Origin of the sequence: Clostridium algidicarnis (assembly GCF_000703125.1) — a bacterium.
Taxonomy (GTDB): domain Bacteria; phylum Bacillota; class Clostridia; order Clostridiales; family Clostridiaceae; genus Clostridium_L; species Clostridium_L algidicarnis.
The window spans coordinates 79,135-96,051 of the sequence record NZ_JNLN01000001.1; the positions used below are offsets into that span (position 1 = coordinate 79,135).

The window sequence follows — 16,917 nt, forward strand, 5'->3', positions numbered from 1 at the left end:
CTTAATGCCTCTTTTGAGGTAGTTTAGTATTCAATCATAAAGATATAACTTCATCTAAATTCTTTTTTGTCTCCTCTGTTAATTGATGGGTTATCATAATTACTGTGAGTTTTGGGTCTTCCAGAACCTTATTTTCAATAGCATTTCTAGTTTCAAAATCAAGGCCAGATGTCCCCTCATCTATAAACAAAAGCTTTTTATTTCGAATAAGTGCTCTTGCAATAGCAATACGTTGTTTTTGTCCTCCAGAAAGGTTTTTACCATTCTCAGTAATTTGATAATCAATTCCACCTGGTTGTCCTAATGTAAAATCCAAAAGAACACTCTTTACAAGTACATCATTTAAAACTTCGTCACTAAATTCCTCACCTAATGTAATATTATAACGGATACTTTCGTTTAGGATATAAGTATTCTGATCAATGAATCCAACAAGATTTCGAAGACTCTTTTGCTCTATATTACCAAGTTCTAACTCATCATAATAGACTAATCCACCGTATCCTTTTAAGATTCCTGCTAATATTTTAATTAATGTTGTCTTTCCTACTCCACTTTTCCCAACAATAGCATATTTTTTTCCCGAATAAAAAGTTAAATTTAATCCTGAAAAGAGTTCTTCATCATCAAAGTAGGAATAATGAAGACCTTTTATTTCAACTTTTGTCTTTAACTCTTTAATTTCTTTAATCTCTTTAGCTTCTATAGATCCTTCTAACACTTTAGAATTGTTCATAGATGTAATCTTATTATATACTGGAAGTGCAGAATCTATAAGCATCTTTTGACTTACCGCCATCTGTGCGTTTCCAAAAAAAAGTGAAGCAAGACTCATAAGCCCCACCACAGAACCTGGAGTTATTATTCCCTTAACAACCAATACCCCTGTGGCAATAATATAAATCATCTGAGACAATATAGCTACTGTGTTAATAATTGCATTAGAGGAGTAAATAACTTTATTGTATTTATATCGACTATCCTCTAAGTTTGTGGTAGACTTAGCAATTTGTATATTCATTTTATCTATACAGTTTTCTGATAAAAACACTCCAAATCCTAACATGATATTCTTAATTTTACTAGTAAAGATACCACTCGCATGGCTATAATCCTCTGCTACATTTTGCATACGAGGTGCTAGGTATTTAGGAGTAATCATGGTTACTAGTAAGCTCACTGGAAAAATAATAATAAATGACCAATGAATCATTGTGGCTCCAATAAGCGATGCTATCACTGAAATTATCTGATTAAGCATCATATAAAAAGGTTTTACTCCATTATTCAATACATAATCTACGTCCTGGGTTAACCAAGCTACATACATCCCACTATCTTTTGAATTATATTCTTCATAATCATATTCCATAAACTTTTTTGCAATATCAGCTCTTAAATCTATCCCAATAGCTTTAACCATTTTAGATTCATACAATCCATAGATATATCCCTGAATAGATTTTAAAACCATTATCCCTAAAACGATCCCAAGATATCTATAGAAATTATCTATATCTTGATTAATAATAGCATCCGTCATATTTAAGTTCATAAAGGAATTAACTACAAGAATAACATTACCTATAACTAAAAGTGATACCATTAATACCGCAAAACCTTTATGCTTAAAATAAATCTTTTTCATATAACCTCTCCTTCATGCCACGTTTTGCAAACTACCTTAATTATGGCATTTATCTGAGGTATAATCTAGGAATTATTTTTAGAATATTCCGACATACTTTCATAAAATTCGACATTTTATAATATTATTATTTCAAATAAGTATCCTAAAAGGGTGCGTTCAAAACTAACTTTTATAGTTAGAATGAAACGCACCCTTTGTTTTTTATAAAAAGAAAAGCTTGGAGATATAAATGTTTACAATGTATCTATAAGGTGAAGTATTTCCACATTTTCAGGTCCTAGTACAACTATTTCAGTATCTCTTTTTATAAACTCATTGTAATCTTGATGCAACTGCATCATATGCTTTTTGCCATCTCCTCACTTTATCTTAATATACATTTAAATTAACTAAAGTTCTATAAATTATTAAACTTTTTAATAAATCATAGTGTTTTATTCTCTAGTCCAAGAGAATACATACTCCATATTCTCTGGCAATTTTAATTCTGGTTCACATGTTATATCAAAAGAACCTTTAAGTCCTTTTTCTTTAACCGCATAATCAAAGTGCGCTGCTGCAATGCCTATATCAACTCTTTGAATATCATATTGAAATCTATCACTGTATCCTGGTTCTTTATATTCATAAAAGTGACATGAATTATCTTTTAATAGAATTCTCCAAGGTTGTTTATTTGATGCCGATGGTGCCAAACGAACCATTTCTAGAGGAAATTCTAAGTCTTTAGCCTCTTCTTTGGTAAGAGTTGAATTAAAATCATCTTTATAAAATAACATATCCCATTCTTTACGCTGGTCTGCTGAAATTGTTTTTCTCATCATAATTTCTTTCAAATGTTTCTTCGTAGCAGCATAACCATAGGGTGTTATGATTGGAAATATTTCATCTTCTCCTATATTCATTGCTTTTGCAAATCCTTTACGATTAAATGTTCCACCTAACCAACAAGTCCCAATGCCAAGATGAGCTAAATAAAGAATCACAGATTCAAGTTCATACCCTAGTGCTTCTAATGCCATTGGCTCTAATTTTATAGTAGTTCCAATATATTGCCTTGCTCCCTTAATGACACCATAAGTTCCAAGTGCCTTTCCACTTTCCATTCCTTTGTTATCAAGATAATGAAAATTCACCTTCTTTCCAAAAGGATTATCCAAAGAATTTACAAATGATTCTATTTGGATCTTTTTATCTGCTTCAATTTCTTTCTCTTCATAGTTTCTTACGCTATATCTCTTTATTACTGCCTTTTCTAATGGAAAATCAATATTCACTTATATTTCCCCTTTCTAACAATAAACAATTTCTGATTCTAATATTTATTTTGTAATATCTTTTGAAAGCTTTTTTATATTATCTGTTTTTATAAACTTCTACCTTGTGTTACAATAATAACACTACATTATGTTTAATATAAGTACTATCATTAAAGATAGTGTCCTTAACAATATTAACTACATAAAATAGCTATTAGGAGATGACTTATAATGAATAAAAAGTATGAAGAAGAATGTAAAACTTGTGAAATAGATTGTAATACAAAAAGTCAATTATGTTCCTTTTGCCTAGCTCAAAAAATCATAAAAGGAAAATGGAAAATGCTGATCTTTTGGCATTTGCAAAAGGGTAACGTCAGATTTAATGAATTGAATAGGCTTATACCAACTACACCCACTACACTTTCTAGACAATTAAAAGAATTAGAAAATGATGATGTCATAGAACGAAAAGTCTATAATGAAATTCCACCTAAAGTAGAGTACTCTTTGTCTCCTATAGGTAAAGAATTTACAACCGTTATGGAAAGTATGAAACAATGGGGAAATTCTTACATTCATAATCTTAATATTAAAAACTAATTTTTATCCTGCTGGAAGATTCTAATTCATTACCTTTGTTTTATCTACTTATAAAATAACTATATCTAATTATAATAGTATCACTAAATATAGTACACATTTTTTATATAAAAGTAACAAAGTTTCGCTACTTTTAATGTTAAAAAGTGTATTATAAAACTATAATTATTATGTTATAGTGTATATAATATATAGGCTTTCAGTATTAGAAGAGAGCAATATATAATAGATCAAGTGATTCTTAGACTCAGGTGGAGTTTGCTTATAAGGAATACATCTCTCCATCTGAGTCTTAGAAGAACTTATCCAGGGGCGTAGCAGCCGTCATCCCCCACCTTGAAGAGGATATGGGTATTACGGATGGTAGCCATCGGATAAAATCACAAGCTTTAAATGTAACTATTTAGAGCTAAATCTAGGAGGAATACCATGTTTTATCCAATAAAAAACACGAAGGTTTATGAGCAAGTAATCGAGCAAATAAAGCAAATGGTTGATGACGGTACTCTAAAAAAAGGAGATAAGCTCCCTTCTGAACGTGATTTAGTTGAACAATTAAATGTAAGTAGAGCTTCAATTCGCGAAGCACTTAAGGCATTAGAAGTCATTGGATTAATAGATTGCAAGCAAGGTGAAGGTAATTATATAAAAACAAGCTTTGAAGATAATTTATTTGAGCCCTTATCAATTATGTTTATGTTAGAGGAAAGTGACCCTGAATCAATTTGGGAGCTTAGAAAAATCATGGAAGTGGAGGCAGCAGGCCTTGCTTCAAAGAGAATAAATAATAAGGATTTAAAAGAGCTAAAGGAACTTACTGAAAGATTCTTAGACCTTGATAATGAAGAAATCCATGCTGAAATTGATAAAAAGTTTCATTATAAAATTGCAAAATGCTGTGGTAATATTTTAATATATAATATCCTTAAAACACTTTCAAATCTTGTAGATCACTTTATTAAAGATATAAGAAAATCTATACTAGTTGATAAAGGAAATAAAGAAATACTTTTTTCTCAGCACCATAATATATATTTATCCATGGAAAGCCATGATTCAAAGGCCGCTCGAAAAGCAATGGGTGAACATTTTGATTTTGCAAATAAATATATGAATAAGTGAAAAAATAAAAATATATAGCTTTATAGAAATCCAAAAATGACAGTATGTCAAGTATTACTGTCATTTTTATTTTTTAAATACTGTAAATCTCAATGTTAACTATTTAACTATTATATAAAACTTTTTAATATTATGGTAATATTATTTTGTGTGGTGGTCAGACCATCATACCGTTTAATTGTTTTTTTGCTTTTTTACAAAAAGATTGGAGGAATATATATGGAAATTTTAGTTTGTATAAAACAAGTTCCAGGAACTTCGAAGGTGGAAGTAGATCCTGTTACAGGTGTTTTAAAAAGAGATGGTGTAGATTCCAAAATGAATCCTTATGATTTATACGCCTTAGAAACTGCACTTAAGATTAAAGAAGAAAAAGGTGGTTTAATTAAGGTTATAAGTATGGGGCCACCTCAAGCAAAAGATGTTATAAAGGAAGCATATATGATGGGTGCAGATGAAGGCGCATTGGTTACTGATAGAAAGTTTGCAGGAGCAGATGTGCTTGCTACCTCTTATACAATTTCACAGGGTGTGAAGAAAATGGGTACATTTGATATTATATTATGCGGAAAACAAACAACAGATGGTGATACCGCTCAGGTAGGACCAGAAATGGCTGAATATCTTCAAATTCCCCATATTGCAAACGTTTTGAAAATAATAGAGGTAAAAGAAAAGTCTATTATCGTAGAAATGGATATGTCAAATACAGTTGAAATAGCTGAAGTTCAATTCCCTTGCCTTTTAACTGTAGAAAAAGATATATTTCAGCCAAGACTTCCCTCTTATAGGAAAAAAATAGCTACAAAAGATAGAGAAATAAAAATTATAACATTAAATGATTTTGAAGATAAAGATGAAAATAAATATGGACTTAATGGCTCACCAACACAGGTTGAAAGAATATTTCCACCAGATATAAATAATAATAGAGAAAACTGGACAGGTAATAGTACAGAGCTTAGTTTTAAAATAGCTAGAAAACTTAAAGAGTTAAAGTTTATATAAAGAAGGGTGGAATTCTCATGAGTAAGCTAATTTGTAATCAAGAAAAAGTAAATGACTCAAATGCTATAGAGTTAACAAAGATTTGCCCTTTTGGTGCAATTCAATACATAGAAGGTAAAATTGAAGTTAGTGCAGCCTGTAAAATGTGTAGGATTTGCGTTAAAAAAGGTCCTACTGGAGTAATGGAGTTTGTTGAAACAGAATCTTTAAAGGTGGACAAGAGTTTGTGGCGTGGTATAGGCGTATATGTAGATCATGTGGAAGGAGAAATACACCCTGTAACAATGGAACTCATAGGAAAAGCTAAAGAGCTTGCCTCTGTCGTCAATTTTCCAGTATACTGTGTATTTATTGGCTACAATATAAAGCAGAAGGCAAAAGAATTACTTCATTATGGTGTGGATGAAGTTTTTGTATACGACTACGAAGAGCTTAAGGATTTTAGGATAGAGCCTTATACTGCTGCCTTTGAAGACTTTATTAATAATATAAAACCATCTTCATTACTAATTGGAGCTACAACTGTTGGTAGATCCCTTGCACCAAGAATCGCTGCAAGATTTAAAACAGGCCTTACAGCAGACTGCACAATACTTGAAATGAAAGAAAATACAGATCTTGTACAGATAAGACCTGCCTTTGGTGGTAATATTATGGCACAAATTATATGTCCAAATAATAGACCTCAAATGTCAACTGTAAGATATAAGGTTATGAATGCCCCTAAAAGGCAATCTGATTCAAAAGGTAAAATCACCTTATGTGAAATAGACAAATCAAAACTTACATCAAATATTGAGGTATTAAAGATTACAAAAAAAGAAGTTGAAGGAGATATTTCTGATGCAGAAATAATAGTTGCAGTTGGTAGGGCCCTAAAATCAGAAAAAGATATGGCTATGATTGAAGAGCTAGCAAGTCTTCTTAATGCTAAAGTAGCTGGAACAAGATCATTAGTTGAAGAAGGATGGATAGATGCTAAAAAGCAAATTGGTCTTTCTGGTAGAACCGTTAAACCAAAGCTTATAATAGCCCTTGGAATTTCTGGTGCAGTTCAATTTACAGCTGGAATGAATAGTTCCGAGTGTATATTTGCAATAAATAAAGATGAAAATGCTTCTATATTCAATATATCTCATTATGGAATAGTTGGAGACATTTATGAAATAGTTCCTAAGTTAATTTCAGATATTAAAAACTCAATAGCCTAGTATTTAAAATCAAGGAGGTTTTTTTATGGATTATAAAAAGGTTGATGCTAAGGATATAGAATTTTTAGTATCTATATTAGATGAAAATAGAGTATTTAAAGGTGACTCAATAAATAATGATTTCAGCCATGATGAGATGGGTGGAATCAGCCACATGCCAGAGGTACTAGTGGAAGCTTTTTCTACTAAAGAAGTGTCAAGTATTATGAAATATGCCTATGAAAACATGATCCCTGTTGTGGTAAGAGGTTCTGGAACAGGACTAGTTGGAGCATCAGTACCAATTTACGGTGGCATTATGATAAGTATGTCCAAAATGAACAAAATACTTGAAATTGATGAAGAAAACTTAGCCCTAACCCTTGAGCCCGGTGTACTTTTAATGGAAATAAGCAAATACGTTGAAGAATTTGATTTGTTTTATCCTCCAGATCCAGGAGAAAAATCTGCTACAATCGGAGGTAATATAAATACAAATGCAGGTGGAATGAGGGCTGTTAAGTATGGCGTTACTAGAGATTATATAAGAGGTCTTGAAATAGTGCTCCCAAATGGAGAAATACTTAACCTAGGAGGAAAAGTAGTTAAAAATTCTTCTGGATACAGCATAAAAGACTTAATTTGTGGTTCTGAAGGAACTTTAGGTATAGTTACAAAAGTTATCTTAAAACTTATACCACTACCTAAAAAAGCTATATCTTTGTTAATACCCTTTCCAAATCTTGATATGGCAATAGGTACAGTTCCCAAAATAGTTAAATCAAAATCTGCACCAACTGCTATAGAGTTTATGCAAAGAGAAGTTATCCTTGCTGCTGAAGAATTCCTCTTGAAAAAATTCCCTGATAATTCTTCTGATGCATATCTTTTATTAACCTTTGACGGTAATAGCACCGAAGATATAGAAAAGGCCTATGAAAATGTAGCTAACATTTGCCTTAATGAAGGCGCTTTAGATGTATTTATAATTGATACAGATGAAAGAAAAGATGCTGTGTGGTCTGCAAGAGGAGCTTTCCTTGAAGCTGTTAAAGCATCCACAACTGATATGGATGAATGTGACGTTGTTGTCCCAAGAAACAAAGTTGCTGAATTCATTAAGTATACAAGTAAACTTCAAGAACAATTTGATGTAAGAATAAGAAGTTTTGGACATGCTGGTGATGGTAACTTACATGTTTATGTATTAAAAGATGATCTTACAGATGACGCATGGAAAGATAAGATAGAAGAAGTATTTGAAGCAATGTATAAAAAGTCCAGAGAACTAAAAGGCTTAGTGTCTGGAGAGCATGGAATTGGTTTTGCTAAGAAAACATATATGCTTCAACAGTACGGCTACGAATATGTTAACCTTATGAAAAATATAAAATTAGCCTTTGATCCTAAAAATATATTAAATCCAGGAAAGGTTTGTGAGTAAATAAGCTAAAATTAGTTAAATATTTATTACTTAAAATACATCACAATACAAGTTAAAAGCATTCCATTAAATTTCACTCTAATGAAATGCTTTTATCTTTTATTTTAAAATTTATGTTGTTATGCTGTTTTATTATTTCTATTAAATATACAAGAGTTTCCTTGAAGATCTCTGCATTTCCCACAAGAAATACATTTTGCCTTACTACTATCTTCCCCACTCCATCTATTTATTAAATCAGGTTCTCTCAAAAATGGTCTAGATAATGAAAAATATTGAATTTTAGTATTTTCTAATACATCTTCCATTAAGTCAAGTGATCTATTTCCACCAACTAAAATTACTGGTATGTTTATTTCATCTGCTATCTTTGCAGCATATTTTCTAAAATATGATTCTTTTTCTAAATATTTAAGTCCTTTTTCTCTTATAGTTCTATCTTCCCCTTTTGCTCCTACAACTCCGCTGATTTCTATAGCATCAACTCCAAGTTCTTCTAATCTCTTGCATACATATTCACAGTCTTCAAAAGAAAAACCATCTTCTATAAAATCAGAACAATTAATTTTAATTAACACCGGGAAGTCTTTTCCAACCTTTTCTCTTACAGCTGCTAAAGTTTCAAATATAATTCTTGCTCTGTTTTCAATATTTCCACCATACTCATCAGTTCTTTTATTATAATGAGGACTTAAGAATTGGCTGTAAATATACCCATGTGCAGCATGAAATTGAACTCCATCAAAGCCTGAATTTTTAGCTCTTAAAGATGCATCTGCAAAACTTTCGATAAGACCTTTTATTTCTTCTTTTGTGGCTTCTCTTGGCATAACCCCATATACACTATGGGCTACAGCTGATGGTGCTAATATAACTCTTTCACCTACATTGAAGTTCGTTTGAGATCCACCATATGCAATTTGTAGTATTATATTTGTGTCAAAGTTATGTACTCTTTTAGTAAGATCTTTATATTCTTCAATAAATGAATCATCATAAATGCCCATCATTCCAGGATTTGGTTGTTCATCTTTTGTAACAAAAGCGTAGCCTGTTATTATAGTACCTACTCCGCCTTTAGCAAGATTTTCATATACATCATATAATTTTTCTGTGATATGACCTTTGTCGTCAGCCATACCTTCCCATGTAGCAGATCTAAAAAACCTGTTTTTTAGATCCATATTTTTTAAAGTTGTATTATCAAATAAACTTTTCATTTAAAACACTCCTTATTATAATGAAGCCCTATATATATTAAGAACGTCTTGTGCCTCTAAAACTTTGAAATCTCCAAGATTTCCTTTATTTGTGTAAATTATCTTATATAGTTTACAACTTCTTTATTTCTCTTTGATGGTCCAAAAACACTATCATCTTCTTTATACCCTACGGCTACAGCATAAAATGGCTCATACCCATCTGGTAATTTTAGTTTTTTAACTTGCTCAGCAAGAGTAAAGAAAAATCTAACAAATCCTACCCATACGGTTCCAAGTCCTATGCTTTCACCTGCAATTAGCATATTTTCAATTGCTGCAGAACAATCAACTAAAGAAGATTGAACCTCTTTTTTACCTGATATTATTATTAAAGTAGGTGCATTATAAAATATATTTCCTGCACTTTTTCCAACATTCACTATGCTCTTGTTGTCACTTTCTCTCATAACTTCTTTTGACTTATCACTTATAAAATTTATCATATCCCTATCTTGTATTACAGTAAAATGCCAAGATTGTGAGTTGTTTGCACTAGGAGCTTGTATCCCTGCATCTAATAATGCTTGCAATTCTTCTTCACTAATTTGTTTTTCTTTATATTTTCTTGTACTTCTTCTATTCTTTATTGCTTTTAGTACTTCATTTTCCATTTCTATCCACCCCTTAGTCTTTATTTTTTTATATACCTTACTAAAAGGACATAATCGATTCCGTATTTAATGATTTTCATCAGCAATAGCCATATTGCTTTTTAATATGCTGTATGCTATTATCATACTACAATGGTCCCAAATCGCAAGTACGCACTTTTTTATCACTAAGTATACAAAATGATACTATGTGATTTCGAAAATATGGAGGTGACAAAATGTCTAATTTAAAAAATAAATATAGCTGTTCAATGGAGTTAACCATGGACTTAATCGGTGGCAAGTGGAAAATTAGAATTCTTTGGTATCTAAATATGGGTACAAAAAGATTTTCTGAAATCAAAAGATTAATTCCCGATATTACTCCAAAAATGCTTACAACTCAACTTCGTGAGATGGAAAATGATGATTTGATAACAAGAAAGGTGTATCCACAAGTGCCTCCAAAAGTTGAATACTCTATAACAAAGTATGGTAGTAGCTTGCAAAATACACTTGATGAAATGTGCAAGTGGGGAACCACTTATGCTACTAATCATGATATTAAACTATAGATTTTAGCTTTATAAAAGAAACTTTAGACCTTCCCATCATTTACTATTTAAATATGTTTTAAAACTACAAATAGTAAATAAATAATTTAATACTATCCAAAATTATCAATAATATGCTTAAAAGCATTTCATTAAGTTTTAATCTAATGAAATGCTTTTATTTAGTACTTTTATTTAGTACTTTTATAAAACTTATATGTGATTAAAAAGTCTTTATACCATCCCATACCCTTTTTGCAAGTACTGGTGATGCCATTTGCAAATGCCTTAGGACAATATTTTGTGTTTCACCTTTTGCATGTACAAGACCAGATACAATATTATTTACTAAGTTCTTTTTTCCAAGGGTTGAAAGAGATTCATACTTCTCTCCTGCTTGTGTAAAATCATCTGGATTTTCTATTTCAGAGCGCATAATTTCACCAGCCACATATCTTCCATTCCCGCTAGATACCATAGATTTTGGTGAGAAGTTTTGTTGTTTATTAATTGGTATATTGCGAAAATCTGGACCTAGCCTATGGCGCTGTGCATCTGAATAAACAAAAGCTCTTCCTTGAAGCATTTTATCATCAGAAAATTCTAGTCCTTCAACCAAATTTGCTGGTGCAAATGCAATTTTTTCTACTTGCTCAGCATAATTTTCTGGATTACGATTTAGAACCATCCTCCCTACAGGTAAAAGTGGATACTGTGTTTCATCCCACACCTTGGTGTCATCTAGTGGATCGAAAGGAAGTGTTTTTTCATCCTCAGGATTCATAAGCTGTACACATAGCACATATTCTACTACCTCACCTTTTGCTATACTGTCATATAAATCACCACCAGCTATATCAGGATTTTTGCATGCTAGTAATTCTGCTTCTTTTTGATCTATACATTCTTCGCCTGCTACCGGTATCCAGTGATATTTCACGTAGTGCCTAGTACCTTCTTCATTTACCCAGACATAAGTACTTACACCATATGCCCTAATACGGCGAAAACTTTTCACAGTTCCTAAATCTGAAAAAAGCCATATTAGTATGTTGGTTGCCTCTGGATACTTAGCAAACAGTGTCCAAAAGTTCTCAGGATCTGCCATATTATTAACAGGAGATGGTGCAAGATGGCTAATAGCGTCTGGAACCCGAATAGCATCACGCACAAAAAATACGGGTATATGGTTACAGAGAAGATCAAAGTTACCTTCCTTTGTATAGAACTTAGTTGTAAGTCCACGTAAATTTCTAGACGTGTCTGGCGTTCCCTTATTACTTGCAGCCAAAGAAAACCTCACCGCCACTGGCACCTTTGTATCAGGCATTTGCAAGAATCCAGCTTTTGTATATCCCTTCATAGAACGAAGGGTAAGAAAATACCCAAAAGCACCATATCCTTTTGTATGAACTACACGTGGTAGAGTTGTAGAATAAGCAAAGTCTTCTAAGGTTTCATGTAAAACTGTATCTTGTACAAGCACTGGACCCCTCTTACCTACTGTTTGAGAATGTAATATCTGATTGTCTTTATATGTTTGTGTTAATTTTTGATGAAATGATTCAGTATCCATTGGATTACAGCTATCCCTATCCAAATATACCCCCCCTTATAAATGTGCTCCCATAAGGAAAAACACAATAATAATATAGTATATTCTTACTTACTATATATATTCATAAGGGTAATAACTCTGTATTTTATATATCTGAAATTGTATTTATACCTATTATATTTATCTATTTATTTTTAGGTTTTATTAAATTCTTTATTAGTAATATTAATCCAACAATTACTCCTACAATTAATATTGCTGGAATTATCCTATCAAGTGATTCTTAGACTCAGGTGGAGTTTGCTTATAAGGAATACATCTTTCCATCTGAGTCTTAGGAGAACTTATCCAGGGGTGTAGCAGCCGTCATCCCCCACCTTGAAGAGGATAGGGGTGTTACGGATAGTAGCCATCGTATAAATTAATAAGATGAAAATTGCAGTCTCATTATTTCACTCCAGTTTTCTCACTCTCCCATTAAAGGTGATATGACTCCTTTAGATTTAAAATTCTCAACACGCTGTCATCAATTCTTGTTTCATTAATTACGCCATTCTTTACTGCATCATAAATACCATTATAAGATTCTACAAAACTTTCAGGCATCAAAATAATATCAACCCCTGCTAAAACTGCCTTTACAGCACTTTCCTCTGAGGAATACTTCTTAGTAATAGCCCCCATCTCCATTGCATCTGAAATAACCACGCCTTTATAGCCAAGCTCTTTACGAAGCTTTCCTTCAATGATCTCATTTGATAATGAAGCTGGAATCCCATCTGACGTAATATTTGGTATAGTTATGTGAGAAATCATAACCATATCCGTTGTATCAATGGAATTTATAAAGGGAACTAATTCACATTTCTTTAATTCCTCCCATGTTTTTTCAATGGACACCTCACCTGTGTGTGTATCAGCTTTTGTGTCTCCATGTCCCGGGAAATGTTTTACACAGCTCATAATTCCTGCTTCATGCAGCCCTGAAATTTCTGCAAATACCATTTTAGAAACTAAATCAGGATCATTCCCAAACGAACGATTTCCTATTACTATGTTTTTAGGATTTGTGTTAATATCAGCAACTGGCGCAAAATCTAAATTAACTCCATATGATTTTAGGTATGCGCCTATAGTGAATCCAACATCTTTTGCCTTTGCAACATTTTTGGTTTCTCCAATCTTTTGCATACTTTCAAATTTAGGTACATCAAAATTTGGTGACTTTGCAATTCGCGATACAATTCCACCTTCTTCATCAATGCTCACAAACAAAGGAATAGTACTTTGCTTTTGCATATCAGAAATAAATGTGGTTAACTGCGTAGGATTTAAAATGTTTTTACCAAATAATGCAACACCGCCTATTGGGTATTTCTTAAGAGTTTCTTGCATATTTGTATCAAGTTCTACCGCTCCATCGTTTGTTGAATCATTGATTTGTTCAGATGTTAAATTAAGTTCCAAATCATCAGGTCGTATAATAAAAAGTTGCCCGATTTTTTCTTCAAGTGTCATGCTATGAAGTAACTTTTCTGCCTTAGATTCTGTTTCTACTATAGATGATGAGTTATCCTCACCTGCGTCAACTTGTGGTAAGGGCGATGAATCATTAGAAGATGAATCCTCATTAATACTACACCCCGAGAGCATTAGCAGTGATAAAGCAAGTAATCCATAAATGAATCTTTTCATATTATAAGACTCCTTTCTAAACCGAAAATATAGAAAGTTACTTGAAATAAACTCAATTCCTTATTTACAATATTATATATATTCCTATATTATAAGATATTGTTGAGTATCTTGTTTTTTGCATTTATACTCTTAATATTTTATAACACATCTCTACAAGCTCTCCTATTTTTCTTCCACTAGTCAGAATTAATTACTGTTTCTAACTATATTTTTAGAGCTAACATAAGTTGCATAAAAGTATCCACCATATATTATAGCAAGTGCTAAGGATATCATCATTGAAGATTTCCCTATTATACTACTATTGTAAATGCTGAAAATTTTATTTATCACTATCATGCCAATTATTGAGTGGATAATTGCTAAAGCTAAAGGTATCATAAAATATATTAAGTTTTGTATTAATATTGCTTTGTTTATTAATTTTTCAGTAACACCTATTTTCTTAAGTGAGTTATATCTATCAAGGCTATCACTTATATCAGATAATTGCTGCAACGCAAGTACCGCTGCGCTGGATACTAGAAACACTATTCCTAAATATACACCTACAAATACAATCATTGTTGTTGATCCATATATTCTTAAATGTACCTTTTCTACTGTATTTCCAACAACTTGAATAGCTCTATCATCCACATGTATATTCTCTGAAATATTATTTGAGAAGCTTGAGAACATTTTTTCTAATCCTTTTGGGTCATCTCCTTCAAACATTGCATTAAATCCCGTGGAATATAAATTTAACTCTCCCTTGAAATTATCAGGGATAATTAAATAGAAGAAATTCATATGGGATCCAGTAGTAACTATGTTTTCCTTTACGGGAACCTCATTGGTAATAGTGTAAACTTTATCATCTATATTTATAGTCTTTTCGTTTTTCATAAATTCATCTAGAGCTCTATTCATTTCTCCATAATTAGACACAACCAAGACTTCTTCTTCATTTAAGAGAATAGGTCTTTGTCCTTTAAGCTGTACGATTGAATTATATTCAGATACCCTTATAGTAGACACCGGACCATCGATGTAGTTTTCAGTAAAATCTTTTTTTTCTTTATTGGTCAAATATTTATCTAATAAGTCACCTATAGTTATATTAAGTTTATATTCATTAAAAAACACATGTTTTTCATAGTCATCATAGTTAAACTTCATTATATCCATATATTCTTTTATTTCCTTTATTTTTTGATCTTCTTCATTTACATAGATTTGACTTGTAGCATCAAAAGAAGTATTTCCCTTTATCAACTTATCATAACTACCTTTAAAGCTAAACATAGTAAATAAAAGTGTAATTGTTAAAAAGATCATAAGACATATTACAGTCATTGATAAAAAATTAGTATTTATTTTATTATTTATTTGTCTTAGTACAAATATATTTAAATTTTTAAAATATATTTCTTTATTTTTTTGTACAATGTGAATAAAGAAATTAGAGAGGCTAAAAAAGAATAACAAGGTTCCTACAATTCCAATAAGGATAGAAATTATAAATAAAATATTTTCTGGGTTTAATCCAACTTTCAATATTAATATATATGAAACTACCAATATTACTACAGATAAAATAAATACAACCACTGAAAGAAAAGGATTATTTATTTTTATTTTTTCATTTTTCTTTGATGCATTTAGCATATCAATTAACTTGTATTTAGAAATAGTATTCTGATTGAATATCATCACCAAAAGAAATATTATACCAAAGTATAAAGCAGATTTCATAACTGCACTTACTGAAATAATAAATTTATATTTGTTTATGTTAATGAATAAAAGCTTTGCTGTTAATATAGACAGGCCTTGTGATACTATGATTCCAAGTGCAATTCCAAAAACTAGGGATATCAGACCTACTAAAATAGTTTCAATAATTAATATTTTTGAAATTTTACCCTTTGACATACCTAACGTCATATATATACCTAGCTCTCTTTTTCGCCTTTTTATTAAAAAGTTATTAGCATAAGCTATAAGTCCACCGAGAACAAATGCTACAAATATAGATGCTCCAGCTATAAGCTTATTTAATGTTGATATATACGCTGCAGTATTTTTACCCATTTCAAGCATTGAATTTTGAACTTCAATAGAATTGAAACTGTAAAATATACATACAGCAAAAGTTAAGGTAAGAAAATATATAGAATAATCTTTAAAACTTCTTTTGACATTATTTATTGCTATCTTAAAAAACATCCCCAATATCCCCTCCAAGCAAAGTTACAACTTCAATTATTTTATTAAAGAATTCTTTTCTCGTATCATTTCCGCGTATTACTTCATTGAAAATCCTACCATCCTTTATAAATAAGATTCTATGGGCATAACTTGCTGTAAAAGGATCATGTGTAACCATCAATATTGTAGCTTTAGATTCTTTGTTAATCTTTTCAAATGAGTCCAAAAGTAATCTTGAAGACTTAGAATCTAAAGCACCCGTAGGCTCATCAGCTAATATAAGTGAAGGTTCAGTGACCAAGGCTCTTGCAGAAGCTACTCGTTGCTTTTGACCACCTGACATTTGAAAAGGATATTTATTTAGCACCTCAGTAATTTCAAGTTTTTCTGCAACCTTTTTAACTAGTCCATCTATTACAGTAATTTGTCTATTTTGTATTGTCAAAGCCAAGGCTATATTTTCATAAGCTGTTAAAGTATCAAGAAGGTTAAAATCCTGAAATATAAAGCCTAATTCATCACGTCTGAATTTTTCTATATCCTTTGCCTTTAACTTTGTAATATCCTTATCATTTATAATAATATATCCTGTTGTAACAGTATCTATAGTTGAAATACAGTTGAGTAAAGTTGTCTTACCACTACCAGACGGGCCCATTATTCCAACAAATTCTCCCTTATCTATATTAAAGCTTATATTGTCCATTGCTTTTGTTATATTCCCCTTATTCCCATAATACTTTTCAACTTTTTCAACCTTTAATATGCTTTTCATTATTTTTCCT

14 protein-coding genes are annotated in these 16,917 nt (G+C 31.2%); 6 read left to right on the plus strand and 8 right to left on the minus strand.

Going from position 1 to position 16,917, the window contains the following annotated elements; translation table 11 throughout:
* Nucleotides 1–34: 34 nt before the first annotated feature.
* Both BV55_RS0100375 and BV55_RS0100385 read right to left on the minus strand, forming a co-directional pair.
* Entirely contained in the window at nucleotides 35–1,648 is a 1,614-nt protein-coding gene (locus BV55_RS0100375; RefSeq protein WP_029450712.1) for an ATP-binding cassette domain-containing protein, read from the minus strand.
* A 437-nt stretch (nucleotides 1,649–2,085) separates the two neighbouring features.
* On the minus strand, nucleotides 2,086–2,928 hold the full coding sequence (locus BV55_RS0100385) for a nitroreductase family protein (protein ID WP_029450713.1): 843 nt from the start codon (nucleotides 2,926–2,928) through the stop codon (nucleotides 2,086–2,088).
* A 213-nt stretch (nucleotides 2,929–3,141) separates the two neighbouring features.
* Here BV55_RS0100385 and BV55_RS0100390 point away from each other — a divergent pair, with 213 nt between their 5' ends.
* From BV55_RS0100390 to BV55_RS0100410, 5 genes are all read left to right on the plus strand, one after another.
* On the plus strand, nucleotides 3,142–3,513 hold the full coding sequence (locus tag BV55_RS0100390; protein ID WP_029450714.1) for a winged helix-turn-helix transcriptional regulator: 372 nt from the start codon (nucleotides 3,142–3,144) through the stop codon (nucleotides 3,511–3,513).
* Nucleotides 3,514–3,942: 429 nt separating this feature from the next.
* A complete protein-coding gene (locus tag BV55_RS0100395; protein WP_029450715.1) occupies nucleotides 3,943–4,635 on the plus strand; it encodes a FadR/GntR family transcriptional regulator in 693 nt (230 codons plus the stop codon).
* A 219-nt stretch (nucleotides 4,636–4,854) separates the two neighbouring features.
* Nucleotides 4,855–5,643 carry an electron transfer flavoprotein subunit beta/FixA family protein gene (locus BV55_RS0100400; RefSeq protein WP_029450716.1) on the plus strand — a complete coding sequence of 263 codons (789 nt, stop codon included), beginning with the start codon at nucleotides 4,855–4,857 and terminating at the stop codon, nucleotides 5,641–5,643.
* A gap of 17 nt (nucleotides 5,644–5,660) precedes the next feature.
* Nucleotides 5,661–6,854, plus strand: a complete 1,194-nt coding sequence (locus tag BV55_RS0100405; RefSeq protein WP_029450717.1) for an electron transfer flavoprotein subunit alpha/FixB family protein — start codon at nucleotides 5,661–5,663, stop codon at nucleotides 6,852–6,854.
* 25 nt (nucleotides 6,855–6,879) lie between these two features.
* Nucleotides 6,880–8,277 carry an FAD-binding oxidoreductase gene (locus BV55_RS0100410; RefSeq protein WP_029450718.1) on the plus strand — a complete coding sequence of 466 codons (1,398 nt, stop codon included), beginning with the start codon at nucleotides 6,880–6,882 and terminating at the stop codon, nucleotides 8,275–8,277.
* Between the two features lie 119 nt (nucleotides 8,278–8,396).
* Here BV55_RS0100410 and BV55_RS0100415 read toward each other — a convergent pair whose 3' ends face one another.
* Entirely contained in the window at nucleotides 8,397–9,497 is a 1,101-nt protein-coding gene (locus BV55_RS0100415) for an NADH:flavin oxidoreductase (RefSeq protein ID WP_029450719.1), read from the minus strand.
* A gap of 98 nt (nucleotides 9,498–9,595) precedes the next feature.
* The gene (locus tag BV55_RS0100420) at nucleotides 9,596–10,150 is read right to left on the minus strand and encodes a nitroreductase family protein (RefSeq protein WP_029450720.1); all 555 of its coding nucleotides are present in this window, start codon (nucleotides 10,148–10,150) and stop codon (nucleotides 9,596–9,598) included.
* A gap of 218 nt (nucleotides 10,151–10,368) precedes the next feature.
* Between BV55_RS0100420 and BV55_RS0100425 the strand changes: the two genes are divergently transcribed.
* The gene (locus tag BV55_RS0100425; protein ID WP_029450721.1) at nucleotides 10,369–10,704 is read left to right on the plus strand and encodes a winged helix-turn-helix transcriptional regulator; all 336 of its coding nucleotides are present in this window, start codon (nucleotides 10,369–10,371) and stop codon (nucleotides 10,702–10,704) included.
* Nucleotides 10,705–10,906: 202 nt separating this feature from the next.
* Here BV55_RS0100425 and BV55_RS0100430 read toward each other — a convergent pair whose 3' ends face one another.
* The 4 genes from BV55_RS0100430 to BV55_RS0100445 all read right to left on the minus strand — a co-directional run bounded on the left by BV55_RS0100430 (nucleotide 10,907) and on the right by BV55_RS0100445 (nucleotide 16,907).
* Nucleotides 10,907–12,283 (minus strand): catalase, encoded by a 1,377-nt coding sequence (locus tag BV55_RS0100430; RefSeq protein ID WP_242850829.1) that lies wholly within the window; start codon nucleotides 12,281–12,283, stop codon nucleotides 10,907–10,909.
* Nucleotides 12,284–12,718: 435 nt separating this feature from the next.
* The gene (locus tag BV55_RS0100435) at nucleotides 12,719–13,936 is read right to left on the minus strand and encodes a glycoside hydrolase family 3 protein (RefSeq protein WP_029450723.1); all 1,218 of its coding nucleotides are present in this window, start codon (nucleotides 13,934–13,936) and stop codon (nucleotides 12,719–12,721) included.
* 189 nt (nucleotides 13,937–14,125) lie between these two features.
* Nucleotides 14,126–16,150 (minus strand): FtsX-like permease family protein, encoded by a 2,025-nt coding sequence (locus BV55_RS0100440; protein ID WP_029450724.1) that lies wholly within the window; start codon nucleotides 16,148–16,150, stop codon nucleotides 14,126–14,128.
* Nucleotides 16,140–16,907 carry an ABC transporter ATP-binding protein gene (locus BV55_RS0100445; protein ID WP_029450725.1) on the minus strand — a complete coding sequence of 256 codons (768 nt, stop codon included), beginning with the start codon at nucleotides 16,905–16,907 and terminating at the stop codon, nucleotides 16,140–16,142. Before BV55_RS0100445 ends, BV55_RS0100440 begins: the two co-directional genes overlap by 11 nt.
* Nucleotides 16,908–16,917 lie beyond the last annotated feature (10 nt).

Bases quoted from the DNA above. Each gene is read 5' to 3' on its own strand.
- BV55_RS0100400 (WP_029450716.1), top strand. From the start codon at position 4,855: ATGGAAATTTTAGTTTGTATAAAACAAGTTCCAGGAACTTCGAAGGTG.
- BV55_RS0100435 (WP_029450723.1), bottom strand. From the start codon at position 13,936: ATGAAAAGATTCATTTATGGATTACTTGCTTTATCACTGCTAATGCTC.
- BV55_RS0100415 (WP_029450719.1), bottom strand. From the start codon at position 9,497: ATGAAAAGTTTATTTGATAATACAACTTTAAAAAATATGGATCTAAAA.
- BV55_RS0100405 (WP_029450717.1), top strand. From the start codon at position 5,661: ATGAGTAAGCTAATTTGTAATCAAGAAAAAGTAAATGACTCAAATGCT.
- BV55_RS0100425 (WP_029450721.1), top strand. From the start codon at position 10,369: ATGTCTAATTTAAAAAATAAATATAGCTGTTCAATGGAGTTAACCATG.
- BV55_RS0100410 (WP_029450718.1), top strand. From the start codon at position 6,880: ATGGATTATAAAAAGGTTGATGCTAAGGATATAGAATTTTTAGTATCT.
- BV55_RS0100375 (WP_029450712.1), bottom strand. From the start codon at position 1,648: ATGAAAAAGATTTATTTTAAGCATAAAGGTTTTGCGGTATTAATGGTA.
- BV55_RS0100390 (WP_029450714.1), top strand. From the start codon at position 3,142: ATGAATAAAAAGTATGAAGAAGAATGTAAAACTTGTGAAATAGATTGT.
- BV55_RS0100420 (WP_029450720.1), bottom strand. From the start codon at position 10,150: ATGGAAAATGAAGTACTAAAAGCAATAAAGAATAGAAGAAGTACAAGA.
- BV55_RS0100440 (WP_029450724.1), bottom strand. From the start codon at position 16,150: ATGTTTTTTAAGATAGCAATAAATAATGTCAAAAGAAGTTTTAAAGAT.
- BV55_RS0100395 (WP_029450715.1), top strand. From the start codon at position 3,943: ATGTTTTATCCAATAAAAAACACGAAGGTTTATGAGCAAGTAATCGAG.
- BV55_RS0100445 (WP_029450725.1), bottom strand. From the start codon at position 16,907: ATGAAAAGCATATTAAAGGTTGAAAAAGTTGAAAAGTATTATGGGAAT.